Origin of the sequence: Pedobacter gandavensis, from assembly GCF_032678745.1 — a bacterium.
Taxonomy (GTDB): domain Bacteria; phylum Bacteroidota; class Bacteroidia; order Sphingobacteriales; family Sphingobacteriaceae; genus Pedobacter; species Pedobacter gandavensis_C.
The window spans coordinates 280176-295544 of record NZ_JAVTST010000002.1 but is presented as its reverse complement, the minus strand read 5'-3'; the positions used below and the strand labels follow the sequence as shown (position 1 = coordinate 295544).

At 38.1% G+C, this 15369-nt stretch carries 13 protein-coding genes; 7 read left to right on the top strand and 6 right to left on the bottom strand.

The features are described from left to right. The first annotated feature begins 20 nt into the window (after window positions 1–20). Entirely contained in the window at window positions 21–1685 is a 1665-nt protein-coding gene (locus tag R2S10_RS08920; protein ID WP_316840104.1) for a S41 family peptidase, read from the top strand. Between the two features lie 137 nt (window positions 1686–1822). Continuing rightward, entirely contained in the window at window positions 1823–2089 is a 267-nt protein-coding gene (locus tag R2S10_RS08915; protein ID WP_316840103.1) for a hypothetical protein, read from the top strand. Between the two features lie 3 nt (window positions 2090–2092). Here R2S10_RS08915 and R2S10_RS08910 read toward each other — a convergent pair whose 3' ends face one another. Continuing rightward, complete coding sequence (locus tag R2S10_RS08910; protein WP_316840102.1) at window positions 2093–3055, bottom strand: M20/M25/M40 family metallo-hydrolase; 963 nt, start codon at window positions 3053–3055, stop codon at window positions 2093–2095. Between the two features lie 141 nt (window positions 3056–3196). Here R2S10_RS08910 and R2S10_RS08905 point away from each other — a divergent pair, with 141 nt between their 5' ends. Further along, a complete protein-coding gene (locus R2S10_RS08905; RefSeq protein WP_316840101.1) occupies window positions 3197–4180 on the top strand; it encodes an aldo/keto reductase in 984 nt (327 codons plus the stop codon). Between the two features lie 89 nt (window positions 4181–4269). On the opposite strand, the gene R2S10_RS08900 is transcribed toward R2S10_RS08905, so the two are convergent. Together R2S10_RS08900 and R2S10_RS08895 are read right to left on the bottom strand one after the other, a co-directional pair. Continuing rightward, complete coding sequence (locus R2S10_RS08900) at window positions 4270–5718, bottom strand: glyceraldehyde-3-phosphate dehydrogenase (protein WP_316840100.1); 1449 nt, start codon at window positions 5716–5718, stop codon at window positions 4270–4272. A 110-nt stretch (window positions 5719–5828) separates the two neighbouring features. Next, the gene (locus tag R2S10_RS08895) at window positions 5829–6689 is read right to left on the bottom strand and encodes an RNA polymerase sigma factor RpoD/SigA (RefSeq protein ID WP_062547391.1); all 861 of its coding nucleotides are present in this window, start codon (window positions 6687–6689) and stop codon (window positions 5829–5831) included. A gap of 378 nt (window positions 6690–7067) precedes the next feature. On the opposite strand from R2S10_RS08895, the gene R2S10_RS08890 reads away from it, so the two are divergent. Both R2S10_RS08890 and R2S10_RS08885 read left to right on the top strand, forming a co-directional pair. Next, entirely contained in the window at window positions 7068–7727 is a 660-nt protein-coding gene (locus R2S10_RS08890; protein ID WP_316840099.1) for a DUF2975 domain-containing protein, read from the top strand. Window positions 7728–7729: 2 nt separating this feature from the next. Next, window positions 7730–7939 carry a helix-turn-helix domain-containing protein gene (locus tag R2S10_RS08885; protein ID WP_182956109.1) on the top strand — a complete coding sequence of 70 codons (210 nt, stop codon included), beginning with the start codon at window positions 7730–7732 and terminating at the stop codon, window positions 7937–7939. 72 nt (window positions 7940–8011) lie between these two features. On the opposite strand, the gene R2S10_RS08880 is transcribed toward R2S10_RS08885, so the two are convergent. Together R2S10_RS08880 and R2S10_RS08875 are read right to left on the bottom strand one after the other, a co-directional pair. Continuing rightward, window positions 8012–8341, bottom strand: coding sequence for a YegP family protein (locus R2S10_RS08880; protein ID WP_316840098.1), 330 nt, complete (start codon window positions 8339–8341; stop codon window positions 8012–8014). 568 nt (window positions 8342–8909) lie between these two features. Continuing rightward, a complete protein-coding gene (locus tag R2S10_RS08875; RefSeq protein WP_316840097.1) occupies window positions 8910–9749 on the bottom strand; it encodes an MBL fold metallo-hydrolase in 840 nt (279 codons plus the stop codon). A gap of 163 nt (window positions 9750–9912) precedes the next feature. On the opposite strand from R2S10_RS08875, the gene R2S10_RS08870 reads away from it, so the two are divergent. Further along, window positions 9913–10389: a hypothetical protein gene (locus R2S10_RS08870; protein WP_316840096.1), complete on the top strand. Its 477-nt coding sequence runs from the start codon at window positions 9913–9915 to the stop codon at window positions 10387–10389. Between the two features lie 70 nt (window positions 10390–10459). Here R2S10_RS08870 and lpdA read toward each other — a convergent pair whose 3' ends face one another. Continuing rightward, a complete protein-coding gene (lpdA, locus tag R2S10_RS08865) occupies window positions 10460–11848 on the bottom strand; it encodes a dihydrolipoyl dehydrogenase (protein WP_316840095.1) in 1389 nt (462 codons plus the stop codon). 333 nt (window positions 11849–12181) lie between these two features. Between lpdA and R2S10_RS08860 the strand changes: the two genes are divergently transcribed. Continuing rightward, window positions 12182–15343, top strand: coding sequence for a carboxypeptidase regulatory-like domain-containing protein (locus R2S10_RS08860; RefSeq protein ID WP_316840094.1), 3162 nt, complete (start codon window positions 12182–12184; stop codon window positions 15341–15343). The last annotated feature ends 26 nt before the right edge of the window (window positions 15344–15369 follow it).

The window sequence follows — 15369 nt, the reverse complement described above, 5'->3', positions numbered from 1 at the left end:
GCTTTAGAAAATCTCCAGGAATGATAAATAATGCCATCTCAAAAAACAAGCTAGTCTTAGCTCTAGCAGTACTACTTATTGGATTTAGTGCTTGCAAAAAAAATAAAGTCGTTCCAGAAGTCCCGGCGCCTCCGAAGCCGGTTACTGGAACGAATGATAAACAGACGCCTACCACAGACCGGAGAGCCCTAACCAACGACTCTCTGTTTTTATATGCGCAGCAAATTTATCTCTGGAATGATAAGCTACCTACTTATGACGTTTTTGATCCCAGAACATACACCAATTTATCTACTGATCTGGCGAACTTTAGAAACGAACTGTTCAACATCACTAAAACTTCAGGATTTGAAACGGTAAGCGGTTCTTCCAGTCCTAAGTATGCATTCATCAGGGATGAAGATACGGCTAATGGAAGTCAGAGTGCTGCCCCGGCTAGACTAGCTAGTGTAGATCTATTGGACCGTGGCCATGATATGGGCTTTTTGAATTTTCAAGGATATGGTGATGATACAGGATTTGACCTCTATGTAAAAGCGGTTTATCCAAATTCTCCGGCAGATCTGGCAAAGATTACCAGAGGAACCCTGATTACCAAAATTGGTAACCAAAGTATAGGTTTTAATTTTAATGCGGAAGTAGGAATTATCAATGCGGTATTAAATGGTACTACTACCAGCACTACCTTTTCTGGGATGAGACCAGATGGAACCGTCTTTACTGATGTTGAACTTAGTGTTAAAGATTATACCAGCAGTCCGGTATTTGCCTCAAAAATTATTGAACAAGGTGGGAAAAAGGTTGGCTATCTTGCTTATTCTATGTTTTCGGTGTTGACAAATACTGATAGTAAAAACCCTTCTGATACTAGGATTGATCCTGTATTTGCAAATTTTGCAGCTAATAATATTACCGATCTGGTGATCGATTTACGATACAATGGTGGAGGGTCTGTACAAACTGCAGAGTATCTGTTGAACCTGCTCGCTCCTGCGAATACCACCGGAGTAATGTTCAGTGAAAGTTACAATAGTACGATGAAAAGTGGAAAAGCAACTATTCTGGCCAATCAACCTCTAACAGATGCCAAAGGGAAAATCCAATACAGTAGTTCGGGTAAAATGTTTACACTGAATGATGTGGATTGGTCTGATGCGGCTAATGTTTATTCTTTTTCAAAAAAAGGCTCATTAAATGGACTGAAAAACATTGTGTTTCTGGTTTCGAATAACACCGCTTCTGCAAGTGAATTGGTGATCAATAGCATTAAACCTTATGTACAGAGTATAAAACTAGTAGGGAAGACAACTTATGGTAAGCCAGTAGGATTCTTTCCGATTACGCTGGATAAACATTATTCGGTCTATCTGCCAAGTTTTGAAAGCAAAAATAAAAATGGAGAAGGTGGTTATTATACTGGTATGAAACCAGATTTTATGGATACTGGGAAATCTGATCTTTTTGATGACTCCTCCCGCGATTTCGGAGATCCTAAAGAGAGCTATTTAGCAAAGGCACTTTCTCTATTGGCGCCGGTAGCGACAGCAGGTGTGGCCAGTCGTACCTCCTCAAATGGTATCGGAGGTAATGTTGCCACTGCTGTGAAAATGACGAAAACAGAGTTCTCTAATCACAATATGGGGCCATCTGGTATGGTAGAAACACGGTACAAGCTGAAAAAGTAACAGCTTATGATTCAGTATAGTTAAAAAGTATGTAAGCTATTATTTACAAAATAGCTAAAAAATGACTTTGATCTGTGGCATTTAATTGCGATTTTAAATTTAGAAACGCATATTTATTATAAAAAAGCCAGCGCATTATGATAGGGGAATTAATAGAAAAAGAATCAATAGACATCAGCCAGATCATACCTGCTGAACAGAACCATACTGAAGAATTAAGAGATAAATTGAATTCTGCACAGCGCCTTGGAAATGAGTTTAAATCAAAAGCAGACATTTCCTTTAATACCAAAGAAGGACCAAAAACAGTTTCTACAACGGTATGGCAAGTCACAGAAAAATACCTGCAATTAAAAAATGGTATTCATATCCCTTTAAACAGTCTTTTAGCAATAGAATTTTAAATTCTATTGCTTTTTCATCTGGAGTTTTTCTCTGAAAATAGACTGCAGGTTACGTTCTTTATCGATGTTGTCAATGATTTCCAAAATGGACTCAGCAGCATCGGTAAAGAACTTTTTATTGATGTTTTTGTACTCATCTGAGGCCTTATGATAATCTTTATGGTCTTCTACTCCAAAATATAAGAAAGGAATACCTTTCGCATTAAAAGAACCCTGGTCGCTTTGATTGCTCCAATCCTCATTGCCGGTTTTTGGATCGTCATGTCCGAAAATCACTTTAATCGTTGGTTTGCTGGTGATGAAGTACTTTTTTAGTTCCGGATATTTATAAGTACCACAAGCATAAAGTTCGCCCTTGTCGTTATGGCTGATCATATCCATATTCACATTTAGCTTGATTTTCTCTAATGGTAGTACTGGCTGATCCACAAAAAACTTAGAACCTCGTAATCCCATTTCCTCTGCATCAAAAGCGGCAAATACTAAGGTATAATTGGGTTTGTTGTTTTTGTAATGCGCTGCGAATTTCAATAAAGCAGCTACGCCTGAAGCATTATCGTCGGCCCCATTGTAGATTTCCTCATTAATGATGCCTACATGGTCGTAATGTGCCGAAATGACAATGATTTCCTGGCTTTTGCCTGGGATATAAGCCAACATATTTTTCCCTGTAATGGAGCTACCTGATCTATCTTTAAATGTAAAATCCTGCGTATAGCCAGGAAGCGAAGGGATTGGTTTTAAGCCGATTTCCTTAAATCTTCCAGTAATGTATTCCCTGGCCATTTCAGCGCCTCTAGTACCTGTTTTACGGCCTTCAAAGCGATCAGATGATAAGGTCTCTACATCCTTGAGTAATTGCTGGGCTGTTTTAGAAAAAGTAGCCGTGTTTTGTGCTTGTCCAGGATTCTTTTGGGCATTACAGCTTAACATTACAATTAGAGGGATCAGCAGGTAAGTTCTCATTTTTAGGGGTTCTTGTTATATAAAGGTAAAAAAATGCGGGAGATCTGCTTCAATACCGGATCTAGAAAACTTAATTCAACAAAATATGTTTTCTTACTGCCCTTTAAACCGGGTAAATCAACTCATAAAAAATAACATTAAATGGAATACAGACGTTTAGGAAAATCAGGATTACAGGTGAGTGCGCTTTCTTTGGGGAGCTGGCTTACTTTCGGACAACAGATCAGCGATCAGACTGCTGATGAATTAATGGGAATTGCTTATGATGCAGGGGTAAACTTTTTCGACAATGCCGAAGGCTATGCAGAAGGCAAATCTGAATTGGTAATGGGTAAAATCCTTAAATCCAGAAAATGGGAGCGGGAATCTTTTGTGGTATCGAGTAAAGTGTTTTTTGGTACTGAAAACAAAGGGCCAAACCGAATGGGGTTATCCCGTAAACATGTAATAGAAGCTTGTAATGGAGCATTAAAGCGTTTACAGGTGGATTACCTGGACCTTTATTTTTGCCACAGACCAGATAAAAACACACCGATTGAAGAAACGGTATGGGCGATGAATACCTTGTTGCAACAAGGAAAAATCCTGTATTGGGGAACCTCGGAATGGAGTGCTTCAGAAATTATGGAAGCCATTCGGGTGGCTAAGCAATATAATTTAATAGGTCCTACAATGGAGCAACCTCAATACAACCTTTTAGAGCGCAACAAATTGGAAAATGAATACCTGTTGCTGTTTAAAGAGTATGGCTTGGGTACAACGATCTGGTCGCCATTAGCCTCCGGCTTATTGTCGGGCAAGTACACCAAAGGGGGAACTAAAGATACCCGTTTAGAACTTAAAGGAATGGAGTGGCTGAAAGATGCGGTATTGAACGAAGAGAAATTGAAAAAGGCAGAAAAGCTTCAGGGATTGGCAGATCAGTTGAACATCCCACTGGCCAAATTATCCCTGGCCTGGTGTTTAAAAAATCCCAATGTCAGTACTGTGATTTTAGGGGCTTCAAAAACAGCGCAGCTAAAAGAAAACCTGACTACACTGGAGGTTTTGCCTTTGCTTACTGAGCAAGTGATGACAGACATTGAGGATATCATGCAGACGAAACCTCAGTTGCCACAATTTTAAAGATAGAAGGCAGTAAATTTTCTTGCAGTTGAATAAAAAAGGCGGGTGTTTTTAAAACACCCGCCTTTTGCGAATAGAAAGCTTAATGCTTAGTAATAAGTTAACCTCACTACACCAGCCAGTTTCTTAGCCAGGCGAATCACTTGTCTGGTGTAACCATACTCGTTATCGTACCAGGCGTATAATACTACAGATTTATTGTCCTTAGCCATGATCGTAGCTGGACCGTCAATAATCGAAGCATGACTGTTACCGATCAAATCAGTACTCACCAGTTCGTTAGAAATAGAGTATTCAATTTGCTCTGATAAGTCTCCGAATAAAGAAGCTTGTCTTAAGATTTCTGATATTTCTTCTTTGGAAGTTACGGTGTTCAATGACAAGTTTAAGATGGCCAATGAAACATTTGGTGTAGGGACACGCACTGCGTTTCCAGTCAGTTTGCCACCTAAATGAGGGATTACTTTAGCCACCGCTTTATCTGCGCCGGTTTCTGTGATCACAAGGTTTAAAGCAGCAGCTCTGCCTCTTCTATATTTTTTATGGTAATTGTCTAGTAAATTCTGGTCATTCGTATAGGAGTGAACCGTTTCGATGTGTCCTTTTTCAATCCCAAAAGCATCATCAATTAGCTTCAATACTGGTACAATGGCATTGGTAGTACAAGAGGCATTTGATAAAATGGTCTCTGATTCATAATCAATCCCCGAATCATTAATTCCAGCCACTACATTCAGGATATCTCCTTTAGCAGGGGCAGTTAACAATACTTTACTGATTCCTTTGGCATTTAAGTGTCTGCCCAGACCTTCACGATCGCGGAAAACACCAGTATTGTCAATCAGCAAGGCATCATGGATATCATAGCTCGTATAATCTACGTCTTCAGGTTCTTTTGCAACAATAAAGTAGATGGTCTGACCATTAATGATTAGCGCTTTGTTTTCGAAATCTTCTGTAATGGTCCCATTGAATGGGCCATGAACAGAGTCCGTACGTAGCAATTCTGCTCTTTTGATCAGCTCTTCGTCACTATAACTACGGGTTACGATGGCTCTTAAGCGCAATTGTTCGCCTTTACCGGCTTGTAAGATCAACTCACGGGCAGCAATTCTGCCAATACGACCGAAACCAAATAATACCACGTCTTTAGGGACTAAGTTTCTTTTGTCTTTACCGATGTGTTTGCTGAGTTTGCTCACCACAAAATCGTGGATGGTAGGGTAGTGGTCATTGTCATCCAGCCATTCCGAAGCTAGACGGCCGATGTCAATACGGGAAGGGGCAAGGTTGCATTTTGAAATGGTCAACGCAAGCTCCAGGGTTTCATAGATACTGATGTCTTTTCCGCTGATCTGTTTCGCATATTGGTGATGCGAAAGGATTTCGCTACTTCCAACATCAAATAAAGGTTTGCGGAACAATACAAGTTCAATGGATCTGTCGAACCAGAGTTGGCCTACGACGTTAATTAGCTCGATGGCTTTTTTTTCTTTTTCAATCCAACTTTGGAATTCGGATTGGTACTTCTTTAGCATGTGGCAATATTTTTGGTTAGAATGCCACAAAAGTAAAAAAGATTGAGCGAGATACCCAACCTTTTTACTTTATAAATTTATCACACAAGGTGTTAAATGGAACTAATAGACTAGCCCAAATATGATTTTAAGATTTTACTTCTTGAAGTATGACGTAAACGCTGTAAGGCCTTGTCTTTAATCTGACGAACACGCTCACGGGTTAGGTTAAACTTTTCACCAATCTCTTCTAAAGATAGTGGGTGATTTGTGCTTAATCCAAAGAAAAGTACGATGATTTCGCGCTCACGTTCTGTTAATGTAGAAAGAGAACGTTTGATTTCTTCAGAAAGAGATTCATTGATCAAACTGCTATCCGTATTTGGCTCATGATTTTCCAATACATCTAACAATGTATTTTCTTCACCTTGTACGAATGGTGCATCCATTGATACGTGACGGCCAGAGTTACTTAAAGTGTCAGAGATTTTATCAACCGTAGTTTCTAAGATATCTGCCAATTCTTCCGGAGAAGGCTCACGCTCAAATTCCTGCTCAAGCTTAGAGAAAGCCTTGCTGATTTTACTTAAGGAACCTACCTGATTTAATGGCAAACGAACGATACGACTTTGTTCAGCAATCGCCTGTAATATAGACTGACGAATCCACCAAACAGCATAAGAGATAAACTTGAAACCTTTTGTCTCATCAAAACGCTTTGCAGCTTTAATTAAACCCAGGTTACCTTCGTTGATTAAATCTCCTAGTGTTAAACCTTGATTTTGGTATTGCTTCGCTACTGAAACAACGAAACGCAAATTGGTCTTGGTTAAACGTTCTAATGCGGCCTGATCCCCCTCGCGTATTTTCCTTGCTAATATTACTTCTTCTTCGGCGGTGATTAAATCTACTTTACCAATTTCGTGAAGGTATTTGTCTAAAGATTGACTTTCGCGATTGGTAATGGATTGCGTGATTTTGAGTTGTCTCATTTATATGCTTTGGTACTCGTTATGTGTTTGAACTTGCAAAAGTAAGAATTTAAAGGCAATTTGAAAACATAAATTCCTGAAAACGTTACAGTTTACAACTGCTATTTCTACAAATTTTAAGTAGCAATAATTATTCCAAAATACTTTTGTCAGTATTTTGCGGCGGTATTGTGAATAGGTCTATATTTATTGTTTTACAATAAATATATTTTGATTTGTAATAATAAATCAGTTATGTTTGTTTAGAAATATGCTTTGTCTAGCAGAAGTCAGAATGTAAAATTCTTTGCTACGGAATATTAATTTCGGGAAAGACAGCGAAACTGTCAGCTGACAAAAAATAAAACGAATCGAGAAATACCTCAAAAAACTGTCAAAATGAGAAAAGATCTTAAATTTATTCGAATAATAAGGGCTTTATTGCTCTTGATTTCTGCTTTTTTATTGATTTGGGCAGTTTATGATCATCGCTTTGCCTTTTTTAAAGGCTGGAATGCAGATACAGAATTGCATCCATTACAAGCCCGTTTTCAGGATGCTGTATTTAACGCTGTAATTAGTAAACCAGGAGATTCTTTGAATATAACCGGCAAAGATGGTTATGTTTTTAAATTAGAAAAGAGCGATTTAGTGACCGGTACAGTTTATAATCTTCATCAGGATAGTACAGGATATGGTTTTTATAGATTAGCAATTGTTGCGATTGGACTTGGCGTGTTTGTTTTTGTCTGCAAGGTGTTCAGTAAATTATACTATTTTCTGGACGATTCGGCAAAAGGAGAGATTTTTACATTAAAAAACATAGGTCGTATTAAAGATATTGGTCTTTCTTGTATTTATTTGAGCATACTGCTGTGGGCTGGGGACTTCGCTGCATTTCTAAAGAAACAGGAATTGTTTAAGTTTACAACTTATCAGGTGGTGTACGACTTTGATTTCAACTATACTTTATTTGCGGCGGGAATGCTCACCCTGGTGATCATGTATGTTTTCAAAAAAGGATACGAGTTGCAAAAAGAACATGAATTAACGATATAAAGATGGCGATAGTGGTGAATTTAGATGTGGTGTTGGCGCAGCGCAAAATGTCATTGACAGAACTAACGGAACTGGTAGGGATTACGATGTCAAACCTGTCTATTTTGAAAACAGGGAAGGCAAAGGCGATTCGGTTTGAAACACTCGAGGCCATCTGTTTGGCTTTGGATTGTCAACCCGGTGATCTTTTAGAATACCGTAAGGAGAAGTAAAAAATGTAAAAAATAAAGCCTGTCTGTTTTTTAAATGAAACGGACAGGCTAAAAATATTTGACTGATAATGGTTAACTCAGATCCGAAACCTCGGCGTCTGGTGCATTCTTTTTAACGGATTCAATTCCGTTATCACGACTGGCTTCCGATTCATACATTTCACTGGTGCCAATCACTTGTCCATTGGTGGCTTTTAGATTGAAGTAAGGTTTTCCATTAGTAGAGGTTTTGCGTTCAAATTTACTGTCGTCTTTGGAGTTCTTTTTAACGGATTCAATCCCGTTGTTACAATTGGCTTTAGTAGTATAGCCTTCACTTGTGAGGATAACCTGGCCATTGCCTGCTTTCAAATCGAATTGAAATTCGCCGTTTTTCCTTGTTTTGATTTCGAATTTTCCCATAGTCGTTTAATTGGTTTTTTGTTTCCAGGTTGAAATTTTTATTTCAATTTATAAAAAATAACACAGTAAAACAATATTTTGACAATGATCATTCTATTCATTATCAGTCGATTTTCTCAAAAAACCTTAGGGAAATGGTAATTGTCTTTCGCTTTCATGTAGAAATAATTGGTCTTATAGGGAAATGTATATTTCATTTCGTGATACCTCAGGAGATTGAATATTCTGGAGAATACCTGGGCGCTAAAAAAAACTGATCAATAATCGGTCTGTATTACTCCGTGTTTTCTAGAGTATTTTACCGTCTTTTTGACGCTTCTTGTTTTGCTCTTGTTTTGCTTTTGTTTTGCTTTTCTTTTGCTCAGATTTTGCCGGAGCAAAAGAAAAGCAAAAGAGTAGCAAGTCATTTACAAGGAAAAAATAGGGGCTTATTCGGTTTAACTATTGATTAATATCGGACTTGCTCGGAAATAGGAAATCCCGAAAAAAAAGGAGGGCTTGTAAAAATAACCAGGGCTAAAGGCCAAATTATTTTTACAAGCCCTAGGCTTGATGTTAAAAAAATGAATTATAGACTGGCCAGGTCGAAGGTACGATCCAGTTTAATGCCTTTTTCCGTCTGTTGAAGCGTACAACATTCGTTCACTGCATCATGTTCCAGGATCAGGATGTATTGTTTTTCAGCAGCTTCCTGAAGGAAGGATTTTTTTTCTGTCAGGGTTTGCAAAGGGAACATGTCGTAGGCCATTACATAGGGTAGGGGAATGTGTCCTACCGAAGGCAATAGATCGGCCATGTAAACGAGGGTATGCCCTTTGTATTGAATCTGCGGCAGCATCATCGCATCGGTATGTCCATAGGCAAAGCGAATGTTGATGCCTTCATGAAATTGAACGCCTTCTACATCTTCTACGAAACGCAATTGTCCGCTTTCCTCAATAGGAAGGATGTTCTCTTTTAAAAAAGAGGCTTTTTCTCTATCGTTGGGGTTTACTGCCCAATCCCAGTGTTTGGCATTACTCCAATAAAAAGCATTCTTAAATGCAGGTCTGAGTTTGTCGCCCTCGCGGACAATAGAGCCTCCGCAATGGTCAAAATGTAGATGGGTTAAGAAAACATCAGTAATGTCTCCTCTGGAGAAGCCTTTTGCTGCCAGAGATTTATCAAGTGTATCCTCACCATGGAGGTAATAATGGCCCATAAACTTCTCGTCCTGCTTATCGCCGATACCATTGTCTACTAAAATTAGTCGGTCGCCATCTTCAATCAACAAGCAACGCATGGCCCAGGTACACATGTTGTTTGCATCTGCAGGCGTCGTTTTCTGCCAGATAGATTTTGGAACTACGCCAAACATGGCTCCGCCATCTAATTTAAATAAACCGGTATCGATCGTATGTAAGTTCATTAGGATTTGAATTTGGTACAAAATATAAATGTAAAAAAACCTATTGGAATTCCTACGAGATATGATTACCACGATAAAATACTGCTTTAGTGGTATTTATTGGGCTGCTGTTTCTAGTTAATTTTGTGTGCTAAGATGAATGATCACAAATAAACAACCTATTATGAAAAATCTATTATTGCTGTTTTTATTCTTGCAAGGTGCTACAGTTTCTGCTCAGGTAGCATTTAAGCATCAGAAATTAGCCCTTCTCAATGATGTGTTTTATAACACGACAAAGAACAATATCGCCTCCTATATGAAGGATAAAGGGTTTGAAAAATTAGGTGATGAGCAAGTTGATGATGGTGAGATTAAGGAGATCCACACCTTCAATTCGAAAAATGACTTCGTAAACGTGTATTATACTAAGGAAAACAAGGTGTTTAGCGTGAATTGTATTTATAATGGAGCCCCAAATAATACTTTTATTGAAATGGAGCTAAAGGATAAAGGATATAGTGCTAAAAATGTTCAACAAGAAATTGAAGGAGAAAAAATAGAGAAGAATGTATGGAGCAAAGGAGGGGGGAAGCTTAAATTTATTACCTTTTCGAATGCTGAAGAAAAGATGGGTGCTGTTTCCTATGGAGTTTATTAAAAAAAAGCGATCAGGAAAAGAGTGCTTTTCCTGATCGCTTTAAATATACCTTCTGAAGAAGGTTGTGTTTTTACAAGTGAATTACTTCACCGTAAGCATCAGCTGTAGCTTCCATAATGGCTTCGCTCATGGTTGGATGCGGGTGAACCGCTTTCAACATTTCATGACCAGTAGTTTCCAATTTACGGGCAACTACGATTTCTGCGATTAATTCGGTTACGTTAGCACCAATCATGTGTGCACCTAGTAATTCACCGTATTTTGCATCATAGATCATTTTAATAAAACCATCTTTTGCACCTGCTGCACTTGCTTTACCTGAAGCTGAGAATGGGAATTTACCAATTTTCAATTCATAACCAGCTGCTTTTGCTGCTTTCTCGGTATAACCTACTGAAGCAATCTCAGGAGAGCAATAAGTACATCCAGGGATGTTGTTATAGTCTAAAGGCTCTGGTTTGTGACCAGCGATTTTCTCTACACAGATGATACCTTCTGCAGAAGCTACGTGTGCTAAAGCTTGTCCTGGGACAATATCACCAATTGCATAATAACCTTTTACGTTAGTGTTGTAGAACTCATCTACGATCACTTTACCTTTTTCAGTTTTAATGCCGGTTTCTTCTAAACCAATGTTTTCAATGTTTGCAACTACACCAGCAGCAGAAAGAACGATGTCACATTCTAAAGTTACCATACCAGCAGCAGTTTTAACCTGAACTTTACAGCCAGCACCGCTTGTGTCTACAGATTCAACGCTAGAAGAAGTCATCACTTCGATGCCTGCTTTTTTGAAGCTACGCAACAATTGTTTAGAGATGTCTTCGTCTTCAACAGGAACAATGTTTTCCATGAATTCCACTACAGTTACTTTAGTACCTAAAGTAGCGTAGAAGTAAGCAAATTCAACACCAATTGCACCAGAACCTACTACTACCATAGATTTTGGTTGCTCAGGCAATACCATTGCTTGTCTGTAACCGATGATTTTTTTACCATCTTGTTTCAAATTAGGCAATTCTCTTGATCTACCACCTGTAGCCAATATAATGCTGGTTGCAGTATAGTCTTTCTGAGTACCATCAGCCGCTTTAACTTCCACCTTGTTTCCAGGTTTAGCTTTACCGGTTCCCATGATCACGTCAATTTTGTTCTTCTTCATTAAGAATTGAACACCCTTGCTCATGCCATCAGCAACACCACGACTACGTTTAATTACCGCTGCGAAATCAGCCTCAGCCTCCGCAGTTTTGATGCCGTACTCAGCAGCATGATTGATATATTCAAAAACCTGCGCGCTTTTTAACAAGGCTTTGGTTGGAATACATCCCCAGTTAAGGCAGATTCCGCCTAAAGATTCGCGTTCTACTACCGCAGTTTTCAAACCTAACTGAGAAGCTCTTATTGCAGCTACATATCCACCAGGACCGCTGCCTATTACAATTACATCGTAGTTCATATCTTATATAAAGGAATTTTAACTTAAGTAATTGCCAAAATTAAAAAAATTGTTCATTAATACCGCCTCTTAGATTTTTGTGCATTGCTTTTCAGGTCTTTAATTTAAATACTAGCTCTGAAACACTCTTATTGTGTTTATTTTAGAATTTAACAAATTACTGACAAACTGTACGTTAGATATGTTAAAGAAGATGTTAAATGTTGAAAATTATTGTGATATTTAATAATAATTTAACATTGAAAGCATGCTGCTGGATGAATTAATATTTACCTTTGTGGCGATATTTTGTATTGCAGTATCATAAAAAAACAAACATTAATCAGAAAAAGTATGAAGAAATCTTTACTATTTAAGGTTGCAGTAATCATTTTTGCGTTCGTAGGATTTATCTCTAACGTAAATGCCCAGGTTACTACATCAAATTTAAATGGGATCGTTGCTGATGCAAAAGGTCCATTGCCAGGAGCAACTATAGTAGCTGTCCACAATCCTACTGGAACAAAATACACTGCTTCCTCTAATGGAGATGGAAGATATAGTTTTGCAAACATCAATACTGGTGGTCCTTACACAGTAACAGCTAGCTATATCGGTTACAAATTAGAAAAAATTGAAGGTATTTATTTGAAATTAGGGGAAACATTTACGCTGAAAATTAAATTGAGCGAAGGTGGTCAGGACTTACAAGAAGTACAGGTTATTGCGAAAAACAGCCCTGTAATGAACAGTAAAAGAACTGGTGCTTCTACTACAATTGGTAAAAAACAAATCGAAGAAATGCCAACCTTGAGCAGAAGTCTTTCGGATATCACCCGTTTAACTCCTCAGGCAAATGGTAACTCTTTCGCTGGTGCGAACAATCGTTTCAACAATATCACTATTGATGGTGCGGTAAACAACGACGTTTTTGGTTTATCTTCAAACGGTACGCCAGGTGGTCCAGCAGGTACTCAACCGATCTCTTTAGATGCGATTCAAGAAGTTCAGGTATTATTAGCTCCTTATGATGTTACTCAAGGTAGCTTTACAGGTGGTGGTGTAAATGCAATCACCCGTTCTGGTACAAACACAGTAGAAGGATCTGCTTATTTTCTAGGTAGAAATCAGAATACAATCGGTAAAAGTATCGATGGCTTAAATACTAAAGCCAATGAGTTTTATAACACTACTTTTGGTGCCCGTATCGGATTGCCAATTGTTAAAAATAAATTATTCTTCTTTACAAGTGTTGAAGCAACCCGTGTTCAAACACCTACAACTTTCAACGCTGGTGATCCAGGATCTATCATTTCAAAAGCTGATGCGCAAGCAATTGCAGATAGTACAAAGAAATTTTATGGCTATAATGTAGGTTCTTATGATGAAGTTCAGACTAAAACTCAAAGCAATAAGTTCTTTGCACGTTTAGACTGGAACATTAATGATAAGCACCAATTGACTTTACGTCACAATTACATCAATGCTTATGATGATAACCTTTCAAGAAGCACTACTGGTTTCCGTTTTGGAAACAACGGTTATAGATTCAAAAATAATCAGAATGTATCTATCTTAGAGTTAAGAAGTCGTTTCAATCAAAACCTTTCTAATAACCTGATCGTTGGTTATTCTAGAATCAGAGACAGCAGAAATATTAATGGTGACTTGTTCCCTCAGGTTACAATTAATAACATCAATGGTGCTTCTACACAATCCTTAACATTCGGTTCTGAAAGAAGTTCAGGAGCAAATGAATTGGATCAGGATATTTTTGAATTCACAGACAACCTTAAATTAGTAGCAGGTAAACATACCTTCACATTAGGTACGCACAATGAGTTCTTCAAATTCAGAAACTTGTTCATTAACAATGTAAATGGTTTCTACCAATTCAATAACATTAGCGACTATAATAAAAAACTACCTGCTAGAGTTCAGGCAGCTTATTCAATCGTTCCAGGTGATAACCGTCCTGCAGCTGAGTTTGCAGCAGCACAATTAGGTTTTTACTTCCAGGATGAGATTGAAGTTGATGACAACTTTAAGTTAACTGCAGGATTAAGAGTTGATGTGCCTTTATTCTTTGATAAGCCATTACACAATCCTTTAGTAGCGACTACTTTCCCAGGTTATGATACTTCTAAATTGCCAAGTGGACAAATCCTTGTTTCTCCAAGAATGGGCTTCAATTGGGATGTAACTGGCGACAGAGCGATGCAGGTAAGAGGTGGTATTGGTCTATTTACCGGAAGAGTTCCTTTCGTATGGATGGCTAACCAGTTTACCAATAGTGGTATGTTATACGGTAGTGTGGATCAAAACAATCCTCCTGCGCTTGTACCAGATCCAAACCAACAAAGTACTGCAGGTACTCAAGGTAAAACTTATGAAGTGAATTTATTGGCTAATCAGTTTAAATTACCTCAGGTATTGCGTTACAGTTTAGGAACAGATATTAAATTACCAGGTGGTGTTCTTGCTACTTTAGATGGTATCTACTCTAAAACAGTAAATAACGTTACTTATTCAAACATCAATATTAAAGGTCAAACAGGTGTAATTCCTTCAGCACTTTCAGGTGGTGCAGACAACAGACCTGCTTACGGTGGTAAAGTAAACTCTACTTTCACTAACGTACTTTTATTAGACAATACCAATAAAGGTTCATCATACACATTATCAGCACAGTTGTCTAAAACATTCGATTTTGGTTTAAGCGCAATGGCTGCCTATACTTATGGTAAATCTGAAGATGTGAACAGTGGAGCAAGTAGTACTGCTTATTCAAACTGGCAGTTTGTTCAGATCGTTCAAGATCCAAACAATGCACCAGTTGCTTATTCAAACTTTGATTTAAGACACCGTGTAATCGGTAGCTTGAGCTACGGTGTGAACTATGGTAAAAACAAAACTTTTGGTACTTCGATCTCTATGTTCTACATAGGTAAATCAGGTTCACCATTCACTTACCTTTATTTTGGTGATGTTAACGGTGATGGTGCAAACCAAAATGATTTATTGTATGTTCCTAGAAATGCAAGTGAAATTAAGTTGGTACCTTACTATTCAAGAAATGCTCAAAATGCAGTAGTGGTTACTCCAGGTACAGCTACACCAGCAGAACAATGGACAGCGCTTGATAATTACATCAGCAATGATCCTTACCTAAGCAAACGTAGAGGTCAGTACACTGAGCGTAATGCAGCTAGAATGCCATGGGAACACCAATTTGATGTTCGTATCATGCAAGATTTAGGTGGTATGATTCATGGTACTAAAAACAGACTTCAATTGTCTGTTGACATTATCAACTTCGGTAACTTATTGAATAAAGATTGGGGTAGAAAATACTTCGTAGCTAACAGTGCAAGTACACTTGTTAACTACAGTACTACTAACGCGGCTGATAGAGGTTTTAACTTTAAAACACCTACAAATGGCCAAGCATATACTGAGTCAGCATTTGATTCAAGATGGCAAGCTCAAGTTGGTATTAGATACATTTTCAACTAATATTGATTATTCATCATAAAAAATCC

What these genes read in the sequence shown, in the direction of transcription:
- R2S10_RS08920 (WP_316840104.1), top strand. Translation starts at nt 21, where the DNA reads ATGATAAATAATGCCATCTCAAAAAACAAGCTAGTCTTAGCTCTAGCA.
- R2S10_RS08910 (WP_316840102.1), bottom strand. Translation starts at nt 3,055, where the DNA reads ATGAGAACTTACCTGCTGATCCCTCTAATTGTAATGTTAAGCTGTAAT.
- R2S10_RS08870 (WP_316840096.1), top strand. Translation starts at nt 9,913, where the DNA reads ATGAAAAATCTATTATTGCTGTTTTTATTCTTGCAAGGTGCTACAGTT.
- R2S10_RS08885 (WP_182956109.1), top strand. Translation starts at nt 7,730, where the DNA reads ATGGCGATAGTGGTGAATTTAGATGTGGTGTTGGCGCAGCGCAAAATG.
- R2S10_RS08860 (WP_316840094.1), top strand. Translation starts at nt 12,182, where the DNA reads ATGAAGAAATCTTTACTATTTAAGGTTGCAGTAATCATTTTTGCGTTC.
- R2S10_RS08900 (WP_316840100.1), bottom strand. Translation starts at nt 5,718, where the DNA reads ATGCTAAAGAAGTACCAATCCGAATTCCAAAGTTGGATTGAAAAAGAA.
- R2S10_RS08880 (WP_316840098.1), bottom strand. Translation starts at nt 8,341, where the DNA reads ATGGGAAAATTCGAAATCAAAACAAGGAAAAACGGCGAATTTCAATTC.
- R2S10_RS08890 (WP_316840099.1), top strand. Translation starts at nt 7,068, where the DNA reads ATGAGAAAAGATCTTAAATTTATTCGAATAATAAGGGCTTTATTGCTC.
- R2S10_RS08915 (WP_316840103.1), top strand. Translation starts at nt 1,823, where the DNA reads ATGATAGGGGAATTAATAGAAAAAGAATCAATAGACATCAGCCAGATC.
- R2S10_RS08895 (WP_062547391.1), bottom strand. Translation starts at nt 6,689, where the DNA reads ATGAGACAACTCAAAATCACGCAATCCATTACCAATCGCGAAAGTCAA.
- R2S10_RS08875 (WP_316840097.1), bottom strand. Translation starts at nt 9,749, where the DNA reads ATGAACTTACATACGATCGATACCGGTTTATTTAAATTAGATGGCGGA.
- lpdA (WP_316840095.1), bottom strand. Translation starts at nt 11,848, where the DNA reads ATGAACTACGATGTAATTGTAATAGGCAGCGGTCCTGGTGGATATGTA.
- R2S10_RS08905 (WP_316840101.1), top strand. Translation starts at nt 3,197, where the DNA reads ATGGAATACAGACGTTTAGGAAAATCAGGATTACAGGTGAGTGCGCTT.